This window comes from Bradyrhizobium hereditatis (genome assembly GCF_020329435.1).
GTDB lineage: Bacteria > Pseudomonadota > Alphaproteobacteria > Rhizobiales > Xanthobacteraceae > Bradyrhizobium > Bradyrhizobium hereditatis.
Genome location: NZ_JAGKJK010000010.1, coordinates 149,183 through 164,854 on the forward strand (window position 1 = coordinate 149,183; position 15,672 = coordinate 164,854).

14 protein-coding genes and 2 pseudogenes are annotated in these 15,672 nt (G+C 60.5%); 5 read left to right on the forward strand and 11 right to left on the reverse strand.

Going from position 1 to position 15,672, the window contains the following annotated elements:
• Positions 1-15: 15 nt before the first annotated feature.
• Positions 16-993: an ADP-glyceromanno-heptose 6-epimerase gene (gene rfaD / locus J6524_RS23420; RefSeq protein ID WP_225674878.1), complete on the reverse strand. Its 978-nt coding sequence runs from the start codon at positions 991-993 to the stop codon at positions 16-18.
• 163 nt (positions 994-1,156) lie between these two features.
• On the opposite strand from rfaD, the gene waaF reads away from it, so the two are divergent.
• Entirely contained in the window at positions 1,157-2,224 is a 1,068-nt protein-coding gene (gene waaF / locus J6524_RS23425) for a lipopolysaccharide heptosyltransferase II (protein ID WP_225674880.1), read from the forward strand.
• Here the strand turns inward: waaF and J6524_RS23430 are convergent.
• Positions 2,206-3,264: a glycosyltransferase family 4 protein gene (locus tag J6524_RS23430; RefSeq protein WP_225674881.1), complete on the reverse strand. Its 1,059-nt coding sequence runs from the start codon at positions 3,262-3,264 to the stop codon at positions 2,206-2,208. The two genes, waaF and J6524_RS23430, sit on opposite strands and share 19 nt — an antisense overlap.
• 116 nt (positions 3,265-3,380) lie before the next feature.
• On the opposite strand from J6524_RS23430, the gene galE reads away from it, so the two are divergent.
• The 3 genes from galE (at position 3,381) to J6524_RS23445 (ending at position 7,061) form a co-directional block, all read left to right on the forward strand.
• Positions 3,381-4,394, forward strand: coding sequence for a UDP-glucose 4-epimerase GalE (gene galE, locus J6524_RS23435; protein WP_225674883.1), 1,014 nt, complete (start codon positions 3,381-3,383; stop codon positions 4,392-4,394).
• Between the two features lie 104 nt (positions 4,395-4,498).
• Positions 4,499-6,319, forward strand: coding sequence for an ABC transporter ATP-binding protein (locus J6524_RS23440; protein WP_225674885.1), 1,821 nt, complete (start codon positions 4,499-4,501; stop codon positions 6,317-6,319).
• A gap of 40 nt (positions 6,320-6,359) precedes the next feature.
• Positions 6,360-7,061: a fumarylacetoacetate hydrolase family protein gene (locus J6524_RS23445; RefSeq protein WP_225674887.1), complete on the forward strand. Its 702-nt coding sequence runs from the start codon at positions 6,360-6,362 to the stop codon at positions 7,059-7,061.
• 191 nt (positions 7,062-7,252) lie between these two features.
• Here the strand turns inward: J6524_RS23445 and J6524_RS23450 are convergent, their stop codons facing one another.
• The 3 genes from J6524_RS23450 to J6524_RS23460 form a co-directional block, all read right to left on the reverse strand.
• Positions 7,253-7,627, reverse strand: a complete 375-nt coding sequence (locus J6524_RS23450; RefSeq protein WP_225674889.1) for a hypothetical protein — start codon at positions 7,625-7,627, stop codon at positions 7,253-7,255.
• Between the two features lie 542 nt (positions 7,628-8,169).
• Positions 8,170-8,871, reverse strand: a complete 702-nt coding sequence (locus J6524_RS23455; protein WP_376712065.1) for a hypothetical protein — start codon at positions 8,869-8,871, stop codon at positions 8,170-8,172.
• 51 nt (positions 8,872-8,922) lie between these two features.
• Positions 8,923-9,111, reverse strand: coding sequence for a hypothetical protein (locus tag J6524_RS23460; protein WP_249789589.1), 189 nt, complete (start codon positions 9,109-9,111; stop codon positions 8,923-8,925).
• A gap of 507 nt (positions 9,112-9,618) precedes the next feature.
• Between J6524_RS23460 and J6524_RS23465 the strand changes: the two genes are divergently transcribed.
• Complete coding sequence (locus J6524_RS23465) at positions 9,619-9,933, forward strand: EthD family reductase (protein WP_225674895.1); 315 nt, start codon at positions 9,619-9,621, stop codon at positions 9,931-9,933.
• Between the two features lie 265 nt (positions 9,934-10,198).
• Here the strand turns inward: J6524_RS23465 and J6524_RS23470 are convergent, their stop codons facing one another.
• From J6524_RS23470 to ahcY, 6 genes and pseudogenes are all read right to left on the reverse strand, one after another.
• Entirely contained in the window at positions 10,199-10,354 is a 156-nt protein-coding gene (locus tag J6524_RS23470) for a hypothetical protein (RefSeq protein ID WP_225674897.1), read from the reverse strand.
• Positions 10,355-10,523: 169 nt separating this feature from the next.
• Positions 10,524-11,990 (reverse strand): flavin-containing monooxygenase, encoded by a 1,467-nt coding sequence (locus tag J6524_RS23475; RefSeq protein WP_225674899.1) that lies wholly within the window; start codon positions 11,988-11,990, stop codon positions 10,524-10,526.
• Positions 11,991-12,201: 211 nt separating this feature from the next.
• Positions 12,202-12,369 (reverse strand): annotated as a pseudogene (locus tag J6524_RS23480) (adenosylhomocysteinase); the annotation flags it as partial.
• Between the two features lie 15 nt (positions 12,370-12,384).
• Positions 12,385-12,444, reverse strand: a pseudogene (locus J6524_RS37435) (hypothetical protein); the annotation flags it as partial.
• A 54-nt stretch (positions 12,445-12,498) separates the two neighbouring features.
• Positions 12,499-13,800, reverse strand: coding sequence for a hypothetical protein (locus tag J6524_RS23485; protein WP_225674902.1), 1,302 nt, complete (start codon positions 13,798-13,800; stop codon positions 12,499-12,501).
• 409 nt (positions 13,801-14,209) lie between these two features.
• The gene (gene ahcY / locus J6524_RS23490) at positions 14,210-15,637 is read right to left on the reverse strand and encodes an adenosylhomocysteinase (protein WP_225674905.1); all 1,428 of its coding nucleotides are present in this window, start codon (positions 15,635-15,637) and stop codon (positions 14,210-14,212) included.
• Between the last annotated feature and the right edge of the window lie 35 nt (positions 15,638-15,672).

Sequence of the window (15,672 nt, forward strand, 5' to 3'; positions counted from 1 at the left end):
TCTATCCGTTGCCCGTCAGCGAAAGCGATCGCTGCGATTGAGGAAATTCTTCACGTAGGTCTCGATCGCGTCTTCGAGCGCGGTGAAGCCGCCATTATATCCGGCGTGCAGCAGCCGATCGACTTCGCTCTGGGTGAAGTATTGATAGCTGCCACGGATAGCTTCCGGCATGTCAACATACTGGATGTTCGGTTTGGCGCCGAGCGCGGCATAGGCCGACAACATCAGGTCGCGAAAGCTGCGCGCGGTGCCAGTGCCGACGTTGAAGATGCCGCTGACGGCAGGTGTTCCGAGCAGCCACATCATCACGCGCACGACGTCGTCGACATAGATGAAGTCGCGCCGCTGGTCACCGTCGGCGATGCCTTCCCGGTGCGACTTGAACAGTTGCACGGGACGCCCGTCCTTGATGTCGTCGAAGCGGCGCGCCAGCACGCTCATCATCGTGCCCTTATGATATTCGTTGGGGCCGAACACGTTGAAGAACTTGAGCCCGGCCCATTGCGGCGGCAGCCGCTCGCCGCGCGCGGCGCGCTCGGCGACCGCCATGTCGAACAGATGCTTGCTCCAACCGTAGAGGTTCATCGGCCGCAGCTTCTTGAGCGCATCCATGGATTGGTCGTCGGCGAATCCCTGTTCGCCGTCACCATAGGTTGCCGCCGAGGATGCGTAGATCAGTGGAGTGCCGCTCGCCGTGCACCACTCGAGCAGCCGCATCGACAGGCGGAAATTGGTCTCGATCACGAGATCACCGTCGGTCGCCGTGGTCTCGGAGATGGCGCCGAGGTGAATGACGGCCTCGAGCCGGCGGCCCTTCAGCCAGTCCATCAGCTCCGTAGGCGGCACGAAATCGGCGAGCCGGCGCTTGGCCAGGTTGCGCCATTTGCCGTCATGGCCGAGCACGTCGCACACGGCCACGTCCCGGCCGGCGTCATTCAACGCAGCCACGACGTTCGATCCGATAAAACCGGCGCCCCCGGTCACCAGCAGCATGCCATCCCCTGCCATGATTGTCGGGCAAAGCTTTGCCCCACTCCCGCGCGGCAGGCAACTTCGCTTGTGGGGAGAATGAAAGCCCCGTCGAACCCGGCTTTACGTGTTCATGCAGAGCGGTTACCGACGGACCGCAATCAGTTAGCGCCAATGCAGTCAAGATATGAATTTAAATTCACAAGATCGGATCGAAATGGAGGATGCCGCCGATACCAGGCCGATCCTGATCGTCCCCTATATGTGGATTGGCGATTTCGTCCGGGGCCACACCGTGGTGCGGGTATTGAAGGAGCGCTGGCCGAATCGCCCGGTCGACCTCCTGGTGACCTCCCTCTGCGCTCCGCTGGTGGACTATATGCCCGGTGTCCGGGCGGGCATCGTCTGGGACCTGCCGCGCAGCCGCCTGGCGCCGGCCAAGCAGCGGGGTCTTGCGTCCGAACTGCGCGCGAAGGGCTATGGAACCGCCCTCGTCCTGCCCCGCACCTGGAAGGCCGCCATTGCGCCGACGCTGGCCGGCATCCCCGAGCGCGTCGGCTTTTTCGGCGAAGCAAGGTTTGGGCTGATCAACCGGATGCGCTGGGGCGAGAAGGCCCTGCCCCGCTTCATCGACAAGAACGCCGCGCTGGCGTTGCCCGATGGCGCGCCGCTGCCGCCGGAATGGCCGGTGCCGCAGCTTGTCGTGCCGCCGGAAGAAGTCGCGCGCTGGCGGCAGGAAAACGGCCTCGGAACGGGCCTCGCGGTAGCGATGGCGCCCGGTTCCGTCGGAGTATCGAAACGATGGACCTATTACCCCGACGCCGCGCGGCTCCTGGTCGAACGTGGGCTCGACGTCTGGGTGGTCGGCGGGCCCGGCGAAAAGGCGCTGGCGCAGGAAATCGTCACAGCCACCGGCGGCAAGGCCCGCGACCTCACCGGCACTGATTTGCGCAATGGCGTGCTGGCGATGGCGGCGGCCGGCGTCGCCATCTCCAACGACTCCGGCCTGATGCACATCGCGGCCGCAATCGGCACGCCGACGATGGGCATTTTCGGCCCGACCAGCCCCTACCTCTGGGCGCCACTGAATGGCCTTGCCGCGACGGTTCAACAGACCAAATCCGTGCTGCCCTGCCAGCCCTGCCAGCGCACCGTCTGCACCATGAATGACCATCGCTGCATGCGCGATATCGAGCCCGCCTATGTGGCCGATGTCGCGCATCGCCTGCTGGTCAGTCAGCCGAGCGTTCGATAGACCGCGGCGATCGCGTTTGCTTCCGCCTCGAGGCTGAATTTTTCCACCACACGCGCACGCGCCCGCTCACCCATCGCATGCGCTGAGGCTGGATCGCGCATCAATGGCTCCAGCGCAGCCACCAGCGCGTCGGCGTCGCCAGGTGGGACCAATACGCCGGTCACGCCATCCTCGACCACGAATTCGGCTGCGCCGGCGCGCGCCGCCACCAGCGCCGCGCCTGCGGCCATCGCCTCGATCAAGGTCAGGCCAAAGCCCTCGTTGCGCGAGGTGAAGGCGTAGATCGTCAACCGCTGATACCAGCGCTGCACTTCCTCGATCGCAAGCTCGCCGGTGATGACAATGCGCGATTGCAGTCCGGCTGCCTCGATCTGCTGCTTCAGGCCGTTGGCAAAACCCTGCTGCTCCGGCACGACCGCGCCGACGATGACGGCGGTAAAATCGGGATAGCGCGGCAACAGCCGGCACATCGCCTCGACAAAAACATCGGTGCCCTTTTGCGCGCGAACCCGGCCAAAGCAGCCGATCGCGTAACGTCCCGGCAATTTGCTTTCTGCAAACGCGGCTGCGCGGTCGGCCGGCGGCGCATAGCGCGTCGTATCGACGCCATGCATCACGACCGTCGCCTCGCGCCTGAGAAACGACGCCGACAGTTCGGAGGTCGCGATCACGGCATTCATCTGCCGGATCAGCCAGCGCGTCAGCCGCTTATGATGCCGCTGCGCCGCCGAGGTGAACACGAGCTTCAGCGGCCAGCCGAGCGCCCGTAGCAACACGCCCGCGATCATCTCGTCATTGCGCCGCGCGTGCCAGATCAGGGGATTGCGGCGGCGCCAGAGTTTGAGCAAATCCGCAAATCCCATCCGCGCGATGCCCTCGGGCGCGTGCGGCCCGAGCCATGCCGCGCGGTACATTTGGGCAAGTTTCGGCGCCACCATGCGGTTGGTCGCCGTAACGCCGGAATAGCGCCTGTGCAGATTCGGCACGATCAGCTGCAGATTGCTGGCCAAATTGTTCTCGATCGCCACTTCCGGCTCCATTTCGGCCAGTTCCTATACGCAACATTAAGCATAGTGGCCAGTTCCGCCGGCGCCGAAACCCACTCTTCACCGCGAGCCTCCTAGCATCGCCGCAAATAGAACGGGAGAGGTGACCCATGACCGTGCTCGTCACAGGTGGCGCCGGCTATATTGGAAGTCATACGGTTCATGCGCTGGTGGACGCCGGCGAAAACGTCGTCGTGATCGACAACCTCTCGACCGGATTTTCTTCTCTGCTGCCCCGCGCTGTGCCGCTGTTCATCGGCGATGCCGGCGACGAAAATCTCGTCGACAACGTGATCGCCCAGCACCGAGCCGAGAGCATCATTCATTTCGCAGGATCCGTCGTGGTGCCGGACTCGATGCGCGATCCGCTCGGGTATTACCGCAACAACACCATGACGACCCGGACCCTCTTGAATTCGGCGGTGAAGGCCGGCATCAGCCGCTTCATCTTCTCATCGACGGCGGCCGTCTATGGCAATCCCGACCAGGTGCCGGTGCCAGAACATGCGCCGACGCGCCCGATGTCGCCCTACGGCTCCTCCAAGCTGATGACCGAAATCATGCTGCATGATGTCGTGAGCGCGCATGACATGAAGTATGTCGTGTTGCGCTACTTCAACGTCGCCGGCGCCGACCCGAACGGTCGCTGCGGCCTCTCGACCGTCGGCGCGACGCATCTGCTCAAGATCGCTGTCGAAGCTGCCACCGGCCAGCGCGCCAAAGTCGACGTGTTCGGCACCGACTATCCGACGCCGGACGGAAGCTGCATCCGCGACTTCATCCATGTCAGTGATCTCGCAGAGGCCCATCGCGCCGCGCTGTCATACCTGCGCGGCGGCGGCAGCTCGATCACGCTGAATTGCGGCTATGGCCGCGGCTATTCGGTGCTGGAAACTATCGAAGCCGTGCGCCGCGTCTCGATGCGCAATTTTGCTGTTTCCTACGCGGCGCGCCGCCCCGGCGACATCATGACCATGGTCGCCGACACCAGCCGCATCCGCTCGGTGCTGGACTGGACGCCGCAATACGACAATCTCGAGACCATTGCCGGCCATGCGCTGACTTGGGAAAAGCGACTGTTCAGCGAGCGCGGCGGCGTTCCGCAGCGGGCGGAATCGGCCTGAGATCAGGCGCTTATTTGGCTTGAAAAACCCCGCTTTAGCAGGCAAGGAGGCATCGCAGCAGCCCTGACGCGCCGGGCTATCCAGGCGCCGTCAATGGAACGCGGATGACCGAACTTCCAAAAGAAACTCCGAGGAAAATCACCGACGACCCCTATGGTGCGGCGATCCTGATTCGTCGCTTGGTGGCCGAACAGGGGCTCGCCTACTGGCGGCGCTATCTGCTTGCCTTTTCGCTGATGGGCATTGCAGCGGTGACGACCGCCGGCTCCGCCTATCTGCTCGGCGAGGTCATCAACAAGGCTTATGTCGACAAGGATGTGCGCGGGATAGCGCTCTTGTCGCTGGTCACCGTCGTCATCTTCACCATCAAGGGCGCGGCGACCTATGGGCACACCGTGATCCTGTCGCAGATCGGCAACGCGATCCTCGCCAACAACCAGCGCCGGCTGTTCGCCAAGCTGATGAGCGAAAATATCGCGTTCTTCTCCGAACGGCATTCGTCAGAATTTCTGGCACGGCTGACCGCAGGCGCGACCGCGGTGACGCAGGTGCTCAATCTCCTGATCAATGCCATCGGCCGCGATCTCTTGTCGCTGATTGCGCTCGTCGTCGTCATGGTGATGACCGATCCTTTGATGTCACTGCTCGGCTTTGCGGTGGCGCCGCCAGCGATGATCGTGCTGCGCAAGCTCGTGAAGCGCATCAAGGGTCTGGCGCACAACCAGTTCTCCGGGACCGCCGACATCATGGAGACGATGCAGGAATCGCTGCAGGGCATCCGCACGGTGAAAGCCTTCACGCTGGAGCAGGCAATGCGCGAGCGGATCGACGCCAGCATCGCCGCCGTCGAGCGCAACGCCAACAAGATGGCGCGGGTTTCCAACCGCTCTAGCCCTCTGATGGAAACGCTTGGCGGCTTCGCGATCGCGGGCGGCCTGATGTATGGCGGTTATCGCGTGGTTGCGATGGGCGCTTCGCCCGGCCAGTTCTTTTCGTTCCTGACCGCATTCCTGCTCGCCTATGAACCGGCCAAGCGGCTGGCGCGGCTCAATATTGAGCTCAACAGCAATCTGATCGGCGCGCGCAAGCTGCTCGAAATCGTCGACAGTCCGCCGAGCGAGCCCGACGACAGCGACAAACCGGCACTGAATCTCACTGACGCGCGGGTCGAGTTCCGCGACGTCACCTTCGGCTATCGGCTCAGCGAGCCGGTGCTCAATCGCATGAGCTTCGTTGCCGAGCCGGGGAAGACCACGGCGTTGGTCGGCCCGTCCGGCGGCGGCAAGTCCACCGTGCTCGCGTTGCTGCTGCGGCTCTATGAAGTCAACCAGGGCGACATTCTGATCGACGGCCAGAACATATCAGCTGTGTCGCGGCGCTCGCTGCGCCGGCAGAGCGGCTATGTCGGGCAGGATGTCTATCTGTTCCGCGACACGATCGGCGCCAACATCGCCTTCGGCAGGGAAGACGCGACGCAGGACGAGATCGTTGCCGCGGCGAAAGCAGCCTGCGCGCACGATTTCATCATGAGCTTCCCGCTCGGCTACGACACGCCGGTCGGCGAGCACGGCACGCAGCTATCCGGCGGCCAGCGCCAGCGCATCGCGGTAGCGCGGGCGCTGATCCGGAACGCGCCGATCATCCTGCTCGATGAAGCGACCGCTGCGCTCGATTCGGAATCCGAGAAAGCGGTGCAGGAGGCGATCGACCACCTCTGCCAGAACCGCACCACGATCGTGATCGCCCACCGCCTGCACACTATCATGCACGCCGACGCCATTCTGGTGGTCGAGGGCGGCGAGATCGTCGAGCGCGGTCAGCACGACGATTTGCTGCGCCGCGGCGGCCGCTACGCCTCGTTCTTCCGCCTGCAGCAGCGCGATGCCGGTCACCCGAGTCTGGCGCCGGTCAGCGCAACCGCGTAAAAGGCACCCGCCGAATTTTTAACCCGCTGAGATCCCTTTCATGAACGCAGCCTCCTACGTCATACCAGCAGCCCCGCAGCCTTCGCTTCCCGTCGTCGGCGAGACTGGCGTCTATCCGGTCCGCCGCATCTGGTGCGTCGGGCGCAACTATCTCGAGCACATCCGGGAGATGGGCAATGACGAGCGCGCGCCGCCGTTCTTCTTCGCCAAGCACGCCGACATGCTGGTGTCCGACGGCGCCACGATTCCCTATCCGCCGCTGACCAAGGACCTGCATCACGAGGTCGAGTTGATCGTCGCGATGAAGAGCGGCGGCCTTAACATTCCCGCTGAGAAGGCGCTCGACCATGTCTACGGCTATGCCGTCGGCATCGACCTCACCCGGCGCGATCTGCAGATCGCCTCGCGCAAGAAGGAGCGTCCCTGGGAGATCGGCAAGTCATTCGACTATTCCGCGCCCTGCTCCGCGGTCCAGCCGGCCGCCAGGATCGGCCATCCCTCCAAGGGCAAGATCTGGCTGACGGTGAACGGCAAGGAGACGCAAAAGGGCGATCTCACCGAGCTGATCTGGAACGTGCCTGAGATCATCTGGCAGCTCTCACAGCAGGTGAAGCTCGCCGCCGGCGACATCATCATGACGGGCACGCCAGCCGGCGTCTCCCAGCTCCAGCCCGGCGACCAGATCGAGTGCGGCGTCGACGGCGTCGGCACGCTGAAGGTGAACATCGGCAAGCCGGAATAGTGATTGGCGAAAGCATCACGAGATGCAAAGCCCCGGACATGATCCGGGGCTTTTTCATGACCGATATAAATGCAGCTCGGATGAGCGAAGCAACATCCGGGAACTCTGATTGTCCCGATCCCGCATGTCGCTGCGCTCATGCCGCCCAGGATAAACTCGAACTTGGTCGGGCACCATTTTCGAACGCGTTCTTAATGTCGGGACAGCGCCAGGGAAGCGGTGATGGGCACCACGATAAGAGTGAGAATAAACAGGCCAAAAATTGATCTCGTTACGGCGCTCCTCCAGTCGGTAGTGACCCGCGCCAACCACAGAATGGCAATCAAGGATGCGCAAACGGCCATGCCGACAGCTGGTGCATGCGCATCGCGTGAAAGACCTAACGGGAGCTTCAGCCCGATATAGATCACGAACGCCCCCATATAGATCGACCAGGTTACCCAGCAGACCGAGAGCGCTTCCTCCAACGACAATTTTCGACCGAAGAACCATACCGGGCGCAGCACCATGAATGCGGACGCACCCAGCACGACAAAGCAGCCCAACCAAATAGGATCACCGGACATCATACCTCATTTTCGGTGATGACATCGAACCGCAGCTCCGTTTCGGTGCTACCGAACCATACGTGTCGTACACCGGCTAGTATTTGCCCAGTTTCCTATCGAAGCGTTAAGAAGCGAACACCACAACCACTGCACGTTTTGAATGAAGAACGCCGAGGCATGAGAAAACCGCTCAAAATCGGGCTGGTGGCGGTTTGTGCGGTAGCCTCGATTGTTACTGAGCGTCGTGTGGGGCGGGCATCCTTGGAATGCAAAGCCTTAGGATGATAGAGCGCAGCGAAACCCGTCACATCGCTTGGTAGCACTAATGGAGTATCGCTTCACTCCCCCTCCTACGTGCTACGCGAGGAGAGGCAAACTACAATTCCTGTTGCGGCTATGGGCCCGATGAGCCGCGTGGTATCGGACAGATCTTCTTCAGTGATTCAGCGTGAGCCCACTAATGCGATGAAAAGCACGAGAAGTAGCATGCATGCGAAGACGATCTTCATGCGCTTCGGATCGGCGCATTCAGCGCCCTCGAACATTTGGACGAGCGCGAGCTATTGTTCTGACGACAAGCGGACTATCTGGCGCCCGCTATTCATCGCCTTGAGATTGTTGACGTACTCCTCAGGGCGCTGCCAGCGGTGAGGAACTTTCAATCCCATAAATTCCGCGATGCTACCGATAAACGCAGTGCAATTGGTTGTTTCGGCGTTCCAGACCGGTGAATTCGCCTGTAATTTCTTGATGTATGCGAAAACCCGCTTTGCGTCCGGCTCATTCAAGTAAACGCGGTAACTGGCGGTCAAGTACTGCGGATCAAGATCGCCATAGCTTGCCCCGGTCTCGGATGGCACCCACATCAGATGACCGAGTACATAAGGTACGGTGTCTCCCGCAGGGGTGAGGCCCGCGACTTCAACTGCTCGCTCGCTTGTCTTGCCAAACCAGACGAACGCGTGTCCCCAGCTCGCCGCCGTTCTGGCTCTGAAATCAACGTAGTACGGGCCCTTTGCTGATCCCGGCTTTCGAATCGGCTGTGGCGCCGGTTTCGATTCAATGGACGCCGTACTGGAAACAAGCGCGTTCGCGCCGGCGGCGCGCTTGCGGACCTCCTGCTTGTGGGAAATGAAACGTTCCAGACTGGCGCGAGTGTCAATCTCGCGTGCAGAAGCTGAATGGATTTTGCACTGGAGCAGGACAGTGAGTGTGAATCCTGCAAGCAAGCATAGTCCTAATCCCTTCGGCCTCGTTGCCACGCTTCGCCCTTCAACTGTCGACGATAAAGGTCAGAATTAACGAGACCAGCGTCAGTACCGCGTGTAGGGCCGCGGCGCGACGGGCGTCTTGCCGACGGGGGTCTTCCCGATTGGGGTCTTGCCAATCGGCATCTTGCCGATTTGCGCCTGCTGATAGACGGGCTGTCGGCGAGGGATGTCGGCAGCGCCGGCTGCAGTCACCAAGGCAAGCGTTGCACCCGCTACAATCACAATTTTCATCACGGTACTTTTCCTCTAGGTTAGAAGAAACGAGGCAGTTACCTGCTGCGCGCTACCCTCAGCCACGCCGTGAGCATGAATGTCAGAATACGTCTACAGTGCGGCAGGTCGGACACGTTCGAGCGATAGGTCTGCAGTGCGGCAGATATGAGACAGGCCGGAACCTCGACCCGTATTGGATTGATGGAGTGATGGCCGAACGCCCGTTGTCGCGCCTCCATCCGAAGGCGATATTCGCGCCAATCCACCCGAAGGCGATATTGACGACTGGCCTACGTTGTTCGGTCCAGTAGCGGAACTGGCGGTCCGCCCATCTGTTATCGGCAATTTCCATCGACAGGGGACATTCGTCGGTCCGCCTCATCTTCGGTCTCATGCATTGCAGCAACGGGCATCGTATCCGGTCACCGATACAAGCAGCCCCCGAGTTGCAGTATCTGCAAAATTGACGCAGATTTTGGCTGACGCCGGAGCATAACGGCGAACATCAGATCGGAGGGCACGTCCATGATCAAGGTAAGCGTAATGTATCCCAACACACCCGGCGGGCGCTTCGATCACGATTACTACCGCGACAAACATATGCCGCTCGTGAAGGCGCGCATGGGCGACGCCTGCAAGTACTACACGGTCGACAAGGGCCTCGCCGGCGGCGCCCCTGGCGCTCCCGCCACCTATGTCGGCATGTGCCACATCTTCTGCGACTCGCTCGAGGCGTTCCAGGCCGGCTTCGGGCCGCACGCCAAGGAGATCATGGCCGATATCCCGAACTACACCGACCAGTCCCCGGTCATCCAGATCAGCGAAGTCGTCGTGGGTTGAGGGAATGGCCGTCGTCACCCGCGAAGGCGGGTGACAGTATTCCAGAGACAGCAGTTATTGAACCGAGAAGCCGCGGGGTACTGGATGCCCCGCCGGAGCCTGTCATCGGGCGCGCGTTCGCGCGACCCGGTGGCGGGGCATGACAGACGAGTGTTGCGTCGCTACTTCCGCGTCATTGCGAGCGCAGCGAAGCAATCCATTGCCACCTCGTACGCGGAACGATGGATTGCTTCGCTGCGCTCGCAATGACGGAAAGGTTCACCGCTCAACCCCGCGCCAGTGCCTGCAGGCCCTTGAACGTCAGCCGTTTGGGATCGCGGACCCCGGCGAGATAGCATTTGCGGACGAAGGCGGTGGCCGCCTCACGGTCGCAATCGGTCAGCGCAACGATGGCGTCGATGGCAATTCGCTGGGCGTCCATGGGCTTCCTCGTGCTGTCACGGGCCGCAAGACACGCAGCCTGCGACACGCCGGTTAATCTGGCGTTAACCGTGAGGACATGTTGGACGATTCGAAGTCGCTCACGTATACGCGAAACGACGCATGGCACGAGCGGACGCAGCCGGCGGCAAGTGCGTTCAAGTGCCGCATCACGAATACTGCATCACCCCGTCATCGACCTTGCCATAGCGCAAGCTGATGATGTCAAGCGCATAGTTCTGGTACAGCCGCCACGGCCGCTTCGAGCCTTGCTTGGGCAGTTTCGCGATCGAGCGCTGCACATAACCGGACGAGAAATCGATCGACGGCAGTTCCGTAACCTGCGGATCGATATTGTGCGGCATGCACTGCTTGTAGCCGTTCCGGTCCATGTAGTTGATCAGGCGGCAGACATATTCGCAGGTCAGGTCGCATTTCAGCGTCCAGGATGCATTGGTGTAGCCGAACGCCGAGGCCAGGTTCGGAATATCCGAATACATCATGCCCTTGTAGTTCAGCGTGCGCGCGAAATCGATGCTGCGGCCATCGACGCTCACCTCGAGGCCGCCGAGCACCTGCAGCACGAGGCCAGTCGCCGTGACGATGATATCAGCTTCGAGCTCGCTGCCGTCTTTCAGCCTGATGCCGCGCCTGGTGAAAGTGTCGATCTCGTTGGTGACAACGGAGGCGCGCTTGTCGCGGATCGATTTGAAGAGATCGCCATCGGGCACCAGGCAGAGCCGCTGCTCCCACGGATTGTAGCGCGGCGTGAAATGCTTGGCGACGTCGTATTCGGGCCCCAGCGCCATCTTGACGCCGCCGAGGATCAGTTGCTTGGCGCGCTCGGGCTTGCGGCGGCAGAGCTGGAAGAAATACATGCCGAACAGCACGTTGCGCCAGCGGATCAAATGATAGGCGAGTCTGGCGGAGAGATTTTGGCGGAGCTTGTTGGCAAGCACATCCTCCGCCGGGCGCGCCACTACGTAAGTCGGCGAACGCTGCAGCATGGTGACATGCGCGGCGGTCTTGGCCATCTCCGGCACCAGCGTCACGGCGGTCGCGCCGGAGCCGATCACAACGACGCGTTTGCCCGCATAGTCGAGATCCTCAGGCCATTTCTGCGGATGCACGATGCGGCCTTCGAAATCTGCCGTGCCCAAAAATTCCGGCGTGTAGCCTTCCTCGTATTTGTAATAGCCCGAGCACATGAACAGGAAATTGCAGGTGAAGCGCGCGATCTCGGTCGCTCCCTCGCCCACAATGCGCTCGGCCTCCACCGTCCAGCGCGAATCCGGCGACGACCACGACGCGCGTTTGACGCGGTGGTGGAAGCGGATCCTCTTGTCGATGCCGTTCTCAGTCGCGGTCTCGCGGACATAGTTGAGGATACGCGGACCATCGGCGATCGCCTTCGGCTCGGTCCACGGACGGAACGAATAGCCGAGCGTGTACATGTCGGAGTCGGAGCGTATGCCGGGATAGCGAAACAGATCCCAGGTGCCGCCGATGCAATCGCGTCCCTCGAGGATCACGTAGCTCTTGCCGGGGCACTTCTCCTGCAGGTGATACCCCGCGCCGATGCCGGACAGGCCTGCGCCGACAATGAGGACGTCGAAATGTTCTGCCGTACCGGTCATGGCGTTCTCCCTGCTTTCAGATGTAATGGGCAGCAGGCAGAAATTGCAACTCGCATTGTGCGCTTACCGCGGCGATACACGATGTATCGAAATGCCGGCGGAATTCGACGGTCTTTCCGGCGCGAAAAACGCTGGAAATCATCTCTGGTTATTCCGCCGGTCAGCAAAAAGCCCCGGATCGCTCCGGGGCTTTTCGAGGCTTTGTCCGAAATCAATATCGATAATGATCCGACTTGTACGGGCCTTCCGGCTTGACGCCGATATACTCGGCTTGGTCGGGACGCAGCTCGGTCAGCTTGACGCCGATCTTGGCGAGGTGCAGGCGGGCGACCTTCTCGTCCAACGTCTTCGGCAGGACGTAAACTTTCTTCTCGTATTGCCGTTGGACCATCGCGATCTTGCCGGACATCATGACGTCAGTACCGCGGCGGATGCCGTCGACCAACGGCTCGTGGCAGCCATAGAGTTGTCGAAGTTCGACTTGGTCTCTTGACCGTACCGCTCAGGGTTACTCCGCCACCTTCTCAATCTGCTTTTGAATAATCTCCGCTGCTTGCTTTACCCACGGCGCACCCGCGCGAACTGCCGCTGAGCCGATGCCAGATGCACTCATTAGAGCAATACCAAGAAGACCGATAATGGCTTTAGATGCCGCTGTTGACCCAGCATCCACCGTCTTTTCCGCAGTCTTGCTGAAAAAGCCCATACTATGTCGAACAATGCTTGAAACGAGGTTTTCGATAGTACGGACCAAGGCGAACGCTGCACGCTTCGACGAAGAGCCAGGAAAGGCCAAAAATTGCCTGACGGCCGTAATTGTCTTAGGAACCTCTGCATCCGCAAGCGCGGGATTTTTCGTAAGCCCCTCAACTATCTCGCCTGCAGTAATATCGAGCTCCGCTATATCGTCTTCATCGAGATCAATAGCCGCGGCCTTTTGCGTAAACTGATCCCATTCAGGAAACTGTGCTACGTAAAGCGAGATACTGGCGTTATATGCATTGAACATGCCAACAATGGCATCTGGGAGTTCAGGCTGAAATTGCGCACTCATTACGCTGCACGCAAGGTTAGTAAGCCCGATTTTTATGATGTTCCCATCGGACACCAGCTGCGACTGAAGCTCTTTCACGCTTTCGAGCAGACGCTTATCGCAATTGGAGTTCTCCAAATTGTTGATTAGCTGCTCGCCGCTTCCACGGATATGTTCAAGCGCCGACCGAACATTTGCCCTATCGGCCTCGCCAGCTTTTGGCGCACGCTGGGAAACGACGATACGACCATCGACTACATCGAATTGAACAGGTGCGACCTGTTGCTGGGGAACAATGTGCTCCAAATCATCAAAAGAGAGAGAGCCCTGCGTATTACTAGATTCAACTCCAACTTGTTCGAGGTATTCACGGAATATGGCCAACGCTTCCATCACAGGGAGTGACTTTTCCGGATCCAGCATCTTTTGCATGAACGGCGTGGGGTTTTCACGCTCCGCACTCAATAGTGGCCTAAAGATAAAGCGTCGATCGGAAATCAACGTATCTACTGCATACGTGCGTGCAAATAAGTTAACAACTTTCACGAGTTCCTGGCGAGCCGCCGCCCATTCATCGGCTGACGGCTCTTGCTGATAACGGGTGTACATGTTGAAGCGGATACGTGCTTCTTCCACCATCATTATGGCTTGCATCAACCGTTCACGATCTCCAGCTTCCTTCGGCAGCCGTACCCGGAAGGGGCGATCAATCGACTGCCGCAGGGACGATAGAAACGTAACAATATTTCGACGAGCTTCGTTGAATCCTTCAGCCAATTCCCCCTCCGACCTGCAATCAACTCACGCGAGCACTTACATTATCAATCAGAAATAACATTATGTTACGAACCAAGTCATCGCAAATTCCGCATGCCCCGCGAGAGATTCACTGGCTTCGTTCCGAAGCGTTTGGCTCCCGATTGTTTCGAGGCAATGCCGCTACGCCAACGTTCGGCATTCGATCTTTGGTCCGGTCGCGTCAACAAACCGCGAGAAGTTAATCAACGGCACTCGATGTCCAAGACATCAACATCGCGTAAACGTAGCCAATCCCCAACGGCTGGCTGGTCGTTCGCGACTCCATGACTGCCACGGGACGGATCATGAGCCCCATTTTCACTATCACTCAAAAAAAATGGCCGGAGCAAGCCCCGGCCACCGCAACGCCGATGATCTGATCGTTCCCTCAATACCGATAGTGATCCGACTTGTACGGGCCTTCCGGCTTGACGCCGATATACTCGGCTTGGTCGGGACGCAGTTCGGTCAGCTTGACGCCGATTTTGGCGAGGTGCAGGCGGGCGACCTTCTCGTCCAGCGTCTTCGGCAGCACGTAGACCTTCTTCTCGTACTTGCCGTCCTTGTTGTTGGCGAACAGCTCGATCTGCGCCAGCGTCTGGTTGGTGAACGACGCCGACATCACGAAGGACGGATGCCCCATCGCGTTGCCGAGGTTCACCAGACGACCTTCCGACAAGAGGATGATGCGGTGCTTGTCGGGGAATTCGATCTCATCGACCTGCGGTTTGATGTTGGTCCACTTCAGGTTACGCAGACCCGCGATCTGGATCTCGTTGTCGAAGTGACCGATATTGCAGACGATGGCGCGATCCTTCATCGCGCGCATGTGGTCGATCGTGATGATGTCCTTGTTGCCGGTCGCGGTGACGAAGATGTCGGCGCGCGGCGCGGCGTCTTCCATGGTAGTGACTTCATAGCCTTCCATCGCCGCCTGCAGCGCGCAGATCGGATCGACTTCGGAGACCATGACGCGGCAGCCCGCCTGGCGCAGCGAGGCGGCCGAGCCCTTGCCGACGTCGCCAAAACCCGCGACCATTGCGATCTTGCCCGACATCATCACGTCGGTGCCGCGGCGGATGCCGTCGACCAGCGACTCGCGGCAACCATAGAGGTTGTCGAACTTCGACTTGGTGACGCTGTCATTGACGTTGATGGCAGGGAACAGCAGCGTGCCCTTGTTCGCCATGTCGTAAAGGCGGTGAACACCCGTCGTGGTCTCTTCCGAGACGCCTTTGATGTTCTTGGCGATCTCCGCGAAGTAGCCTTTCGGCTTCTCCTTCAACAGGCGCTTGACGAGCGCGTAGAAGATTTCCTCTTCCTCGGACGTCGGCTTGTCGAGGAAGGCAGTGTCGCCCTGCTCGGCGCGGTAGCCGGCATGCACCAGCATGGTGGCGTCGCCGCCGTCATCAAGGATCATGTTGGGCGTGCCGCCGCCGTGCCAGTCGAACAGCTTGGCGGTGTAGTCCCAGTATTCGGTGAGCGTCTCGCCCTTCACCGCGAACACCGGAATGCCGCGCGCCGCGATCGCAGCCGCCGCATGGTCCTGCGTCGAATAGATGTTGCACGACACCCAGCGGATGTCGGCGCCGAGCGCCGCCAGCGTCTCGATCAAGACCGCGGTCTGGATCGTCATATGCAGGGAGCCGGCGATGCGCGCGCCCTTCAACGGCTGCTTCGGGCCATATTCCTCGCGCGTCGCCATCAGGCCGGGCATTTCGGTCTCGGCCAGCGAGATTTCCTTGCGGCCAAAATCGGCGAGCGAAATGTCCTTGACGATGTAGTCGGTGAAGGCGGACTTGGTGGGGGCGTTCATGAGAGCTTCCTGTTTGTTTGCTCGTCATTCCGGCT

What these genes read in the sequence shown, in the direction of transcription:
- ahcY (WP_225674905.1), bottom strand. Translation starts at nt 15,637, where the DNA reads ATGAACGCCCCCACCAAGTCCGCCTTCACCGACTACATCGTCAAGGAC.
- rfaD (WP_225674878.1), bottom strand. Translation starts at nt 993, where the DNA reads ATGCTGCTGGTGACCGGGGGCGCCGGTTTTATCGGATCGAACGTCGTG.
- J6524_RS23430 (WP_225674881.1), bottom strand. Translation starts at nt 3,264, where the DNA reads ATGGAGCCGGAAGTGGCGATCGAGAACAATTTGGCCAGCAATCTGCAG.
- J6524_RS23440 (WP_225674885.1), top strand. Translation starts at nt 4,499, where the DNA reads ATGACCGAACTTCCAAAAGAAACTCCGAGGAAAATCACCGACGACCCC.
- J6524_RS23465 (WP_225674895.1), top strand. Translation starts at nt 9,619, where the DNA reads ATGATCAAGGTAAGCGTAATGTATCCCAACACACCCGGCGGGCGCTTC.
- J6524_RS23470 (WP_225674897.1), bottom strand. Translation starts at nt 10,354, where the DNA reads ATGGACGCCCAGCGAATTGCCATCGACGCCATCGTTGCGCTGACCGAT.
- J6524_RS23475 (WP_225674899.1), bottom strand. Translation starts at nt 11,990, where the DNA reads ATGACCGGTACGGCAGAACATTTCGACGTCCTCATTGTCGGCGCAGGC.
- J6524_RS23460 (WP_249789589.1), bottom strand. Translation starts at nt 9,111, where the DNA reads ATGAAAATTGTGATTGTAGCGGGTGCAACGCTTGCCTTGGTGACTGCA.
- galE (WP_225674883.1), top strand. Translation starts at nt 3,381, where the DNA reads ATGACCGTGCTCGTCACAGGTGGCGCCGGCTATATTGGAAGTCATACG.
- J6524_RS23450 (WP_225674889.1), bottom strand. Translation starts at nt 7,627, where the DNA reads ATGTCCGGTGATCCTATTTGGTTGGGCTGCTTTGTCGTGCTGGGTGCG.
- J6524_RS23445 (WP_225674887.1), top strand. Translation starts at nt 6,360, where the DNA reads ATGAACGCAGCCTCCTACGTCATACCAGCAGCCCCGCAGCCTTCGCTT.
- waaF (WP_225674880.1), top strand. Translation starts at nt 1,157, where the DNA reads ATGAATTTAAATTCACAAGATCGGATCGAAATGGAGGATGCCGCCGAT.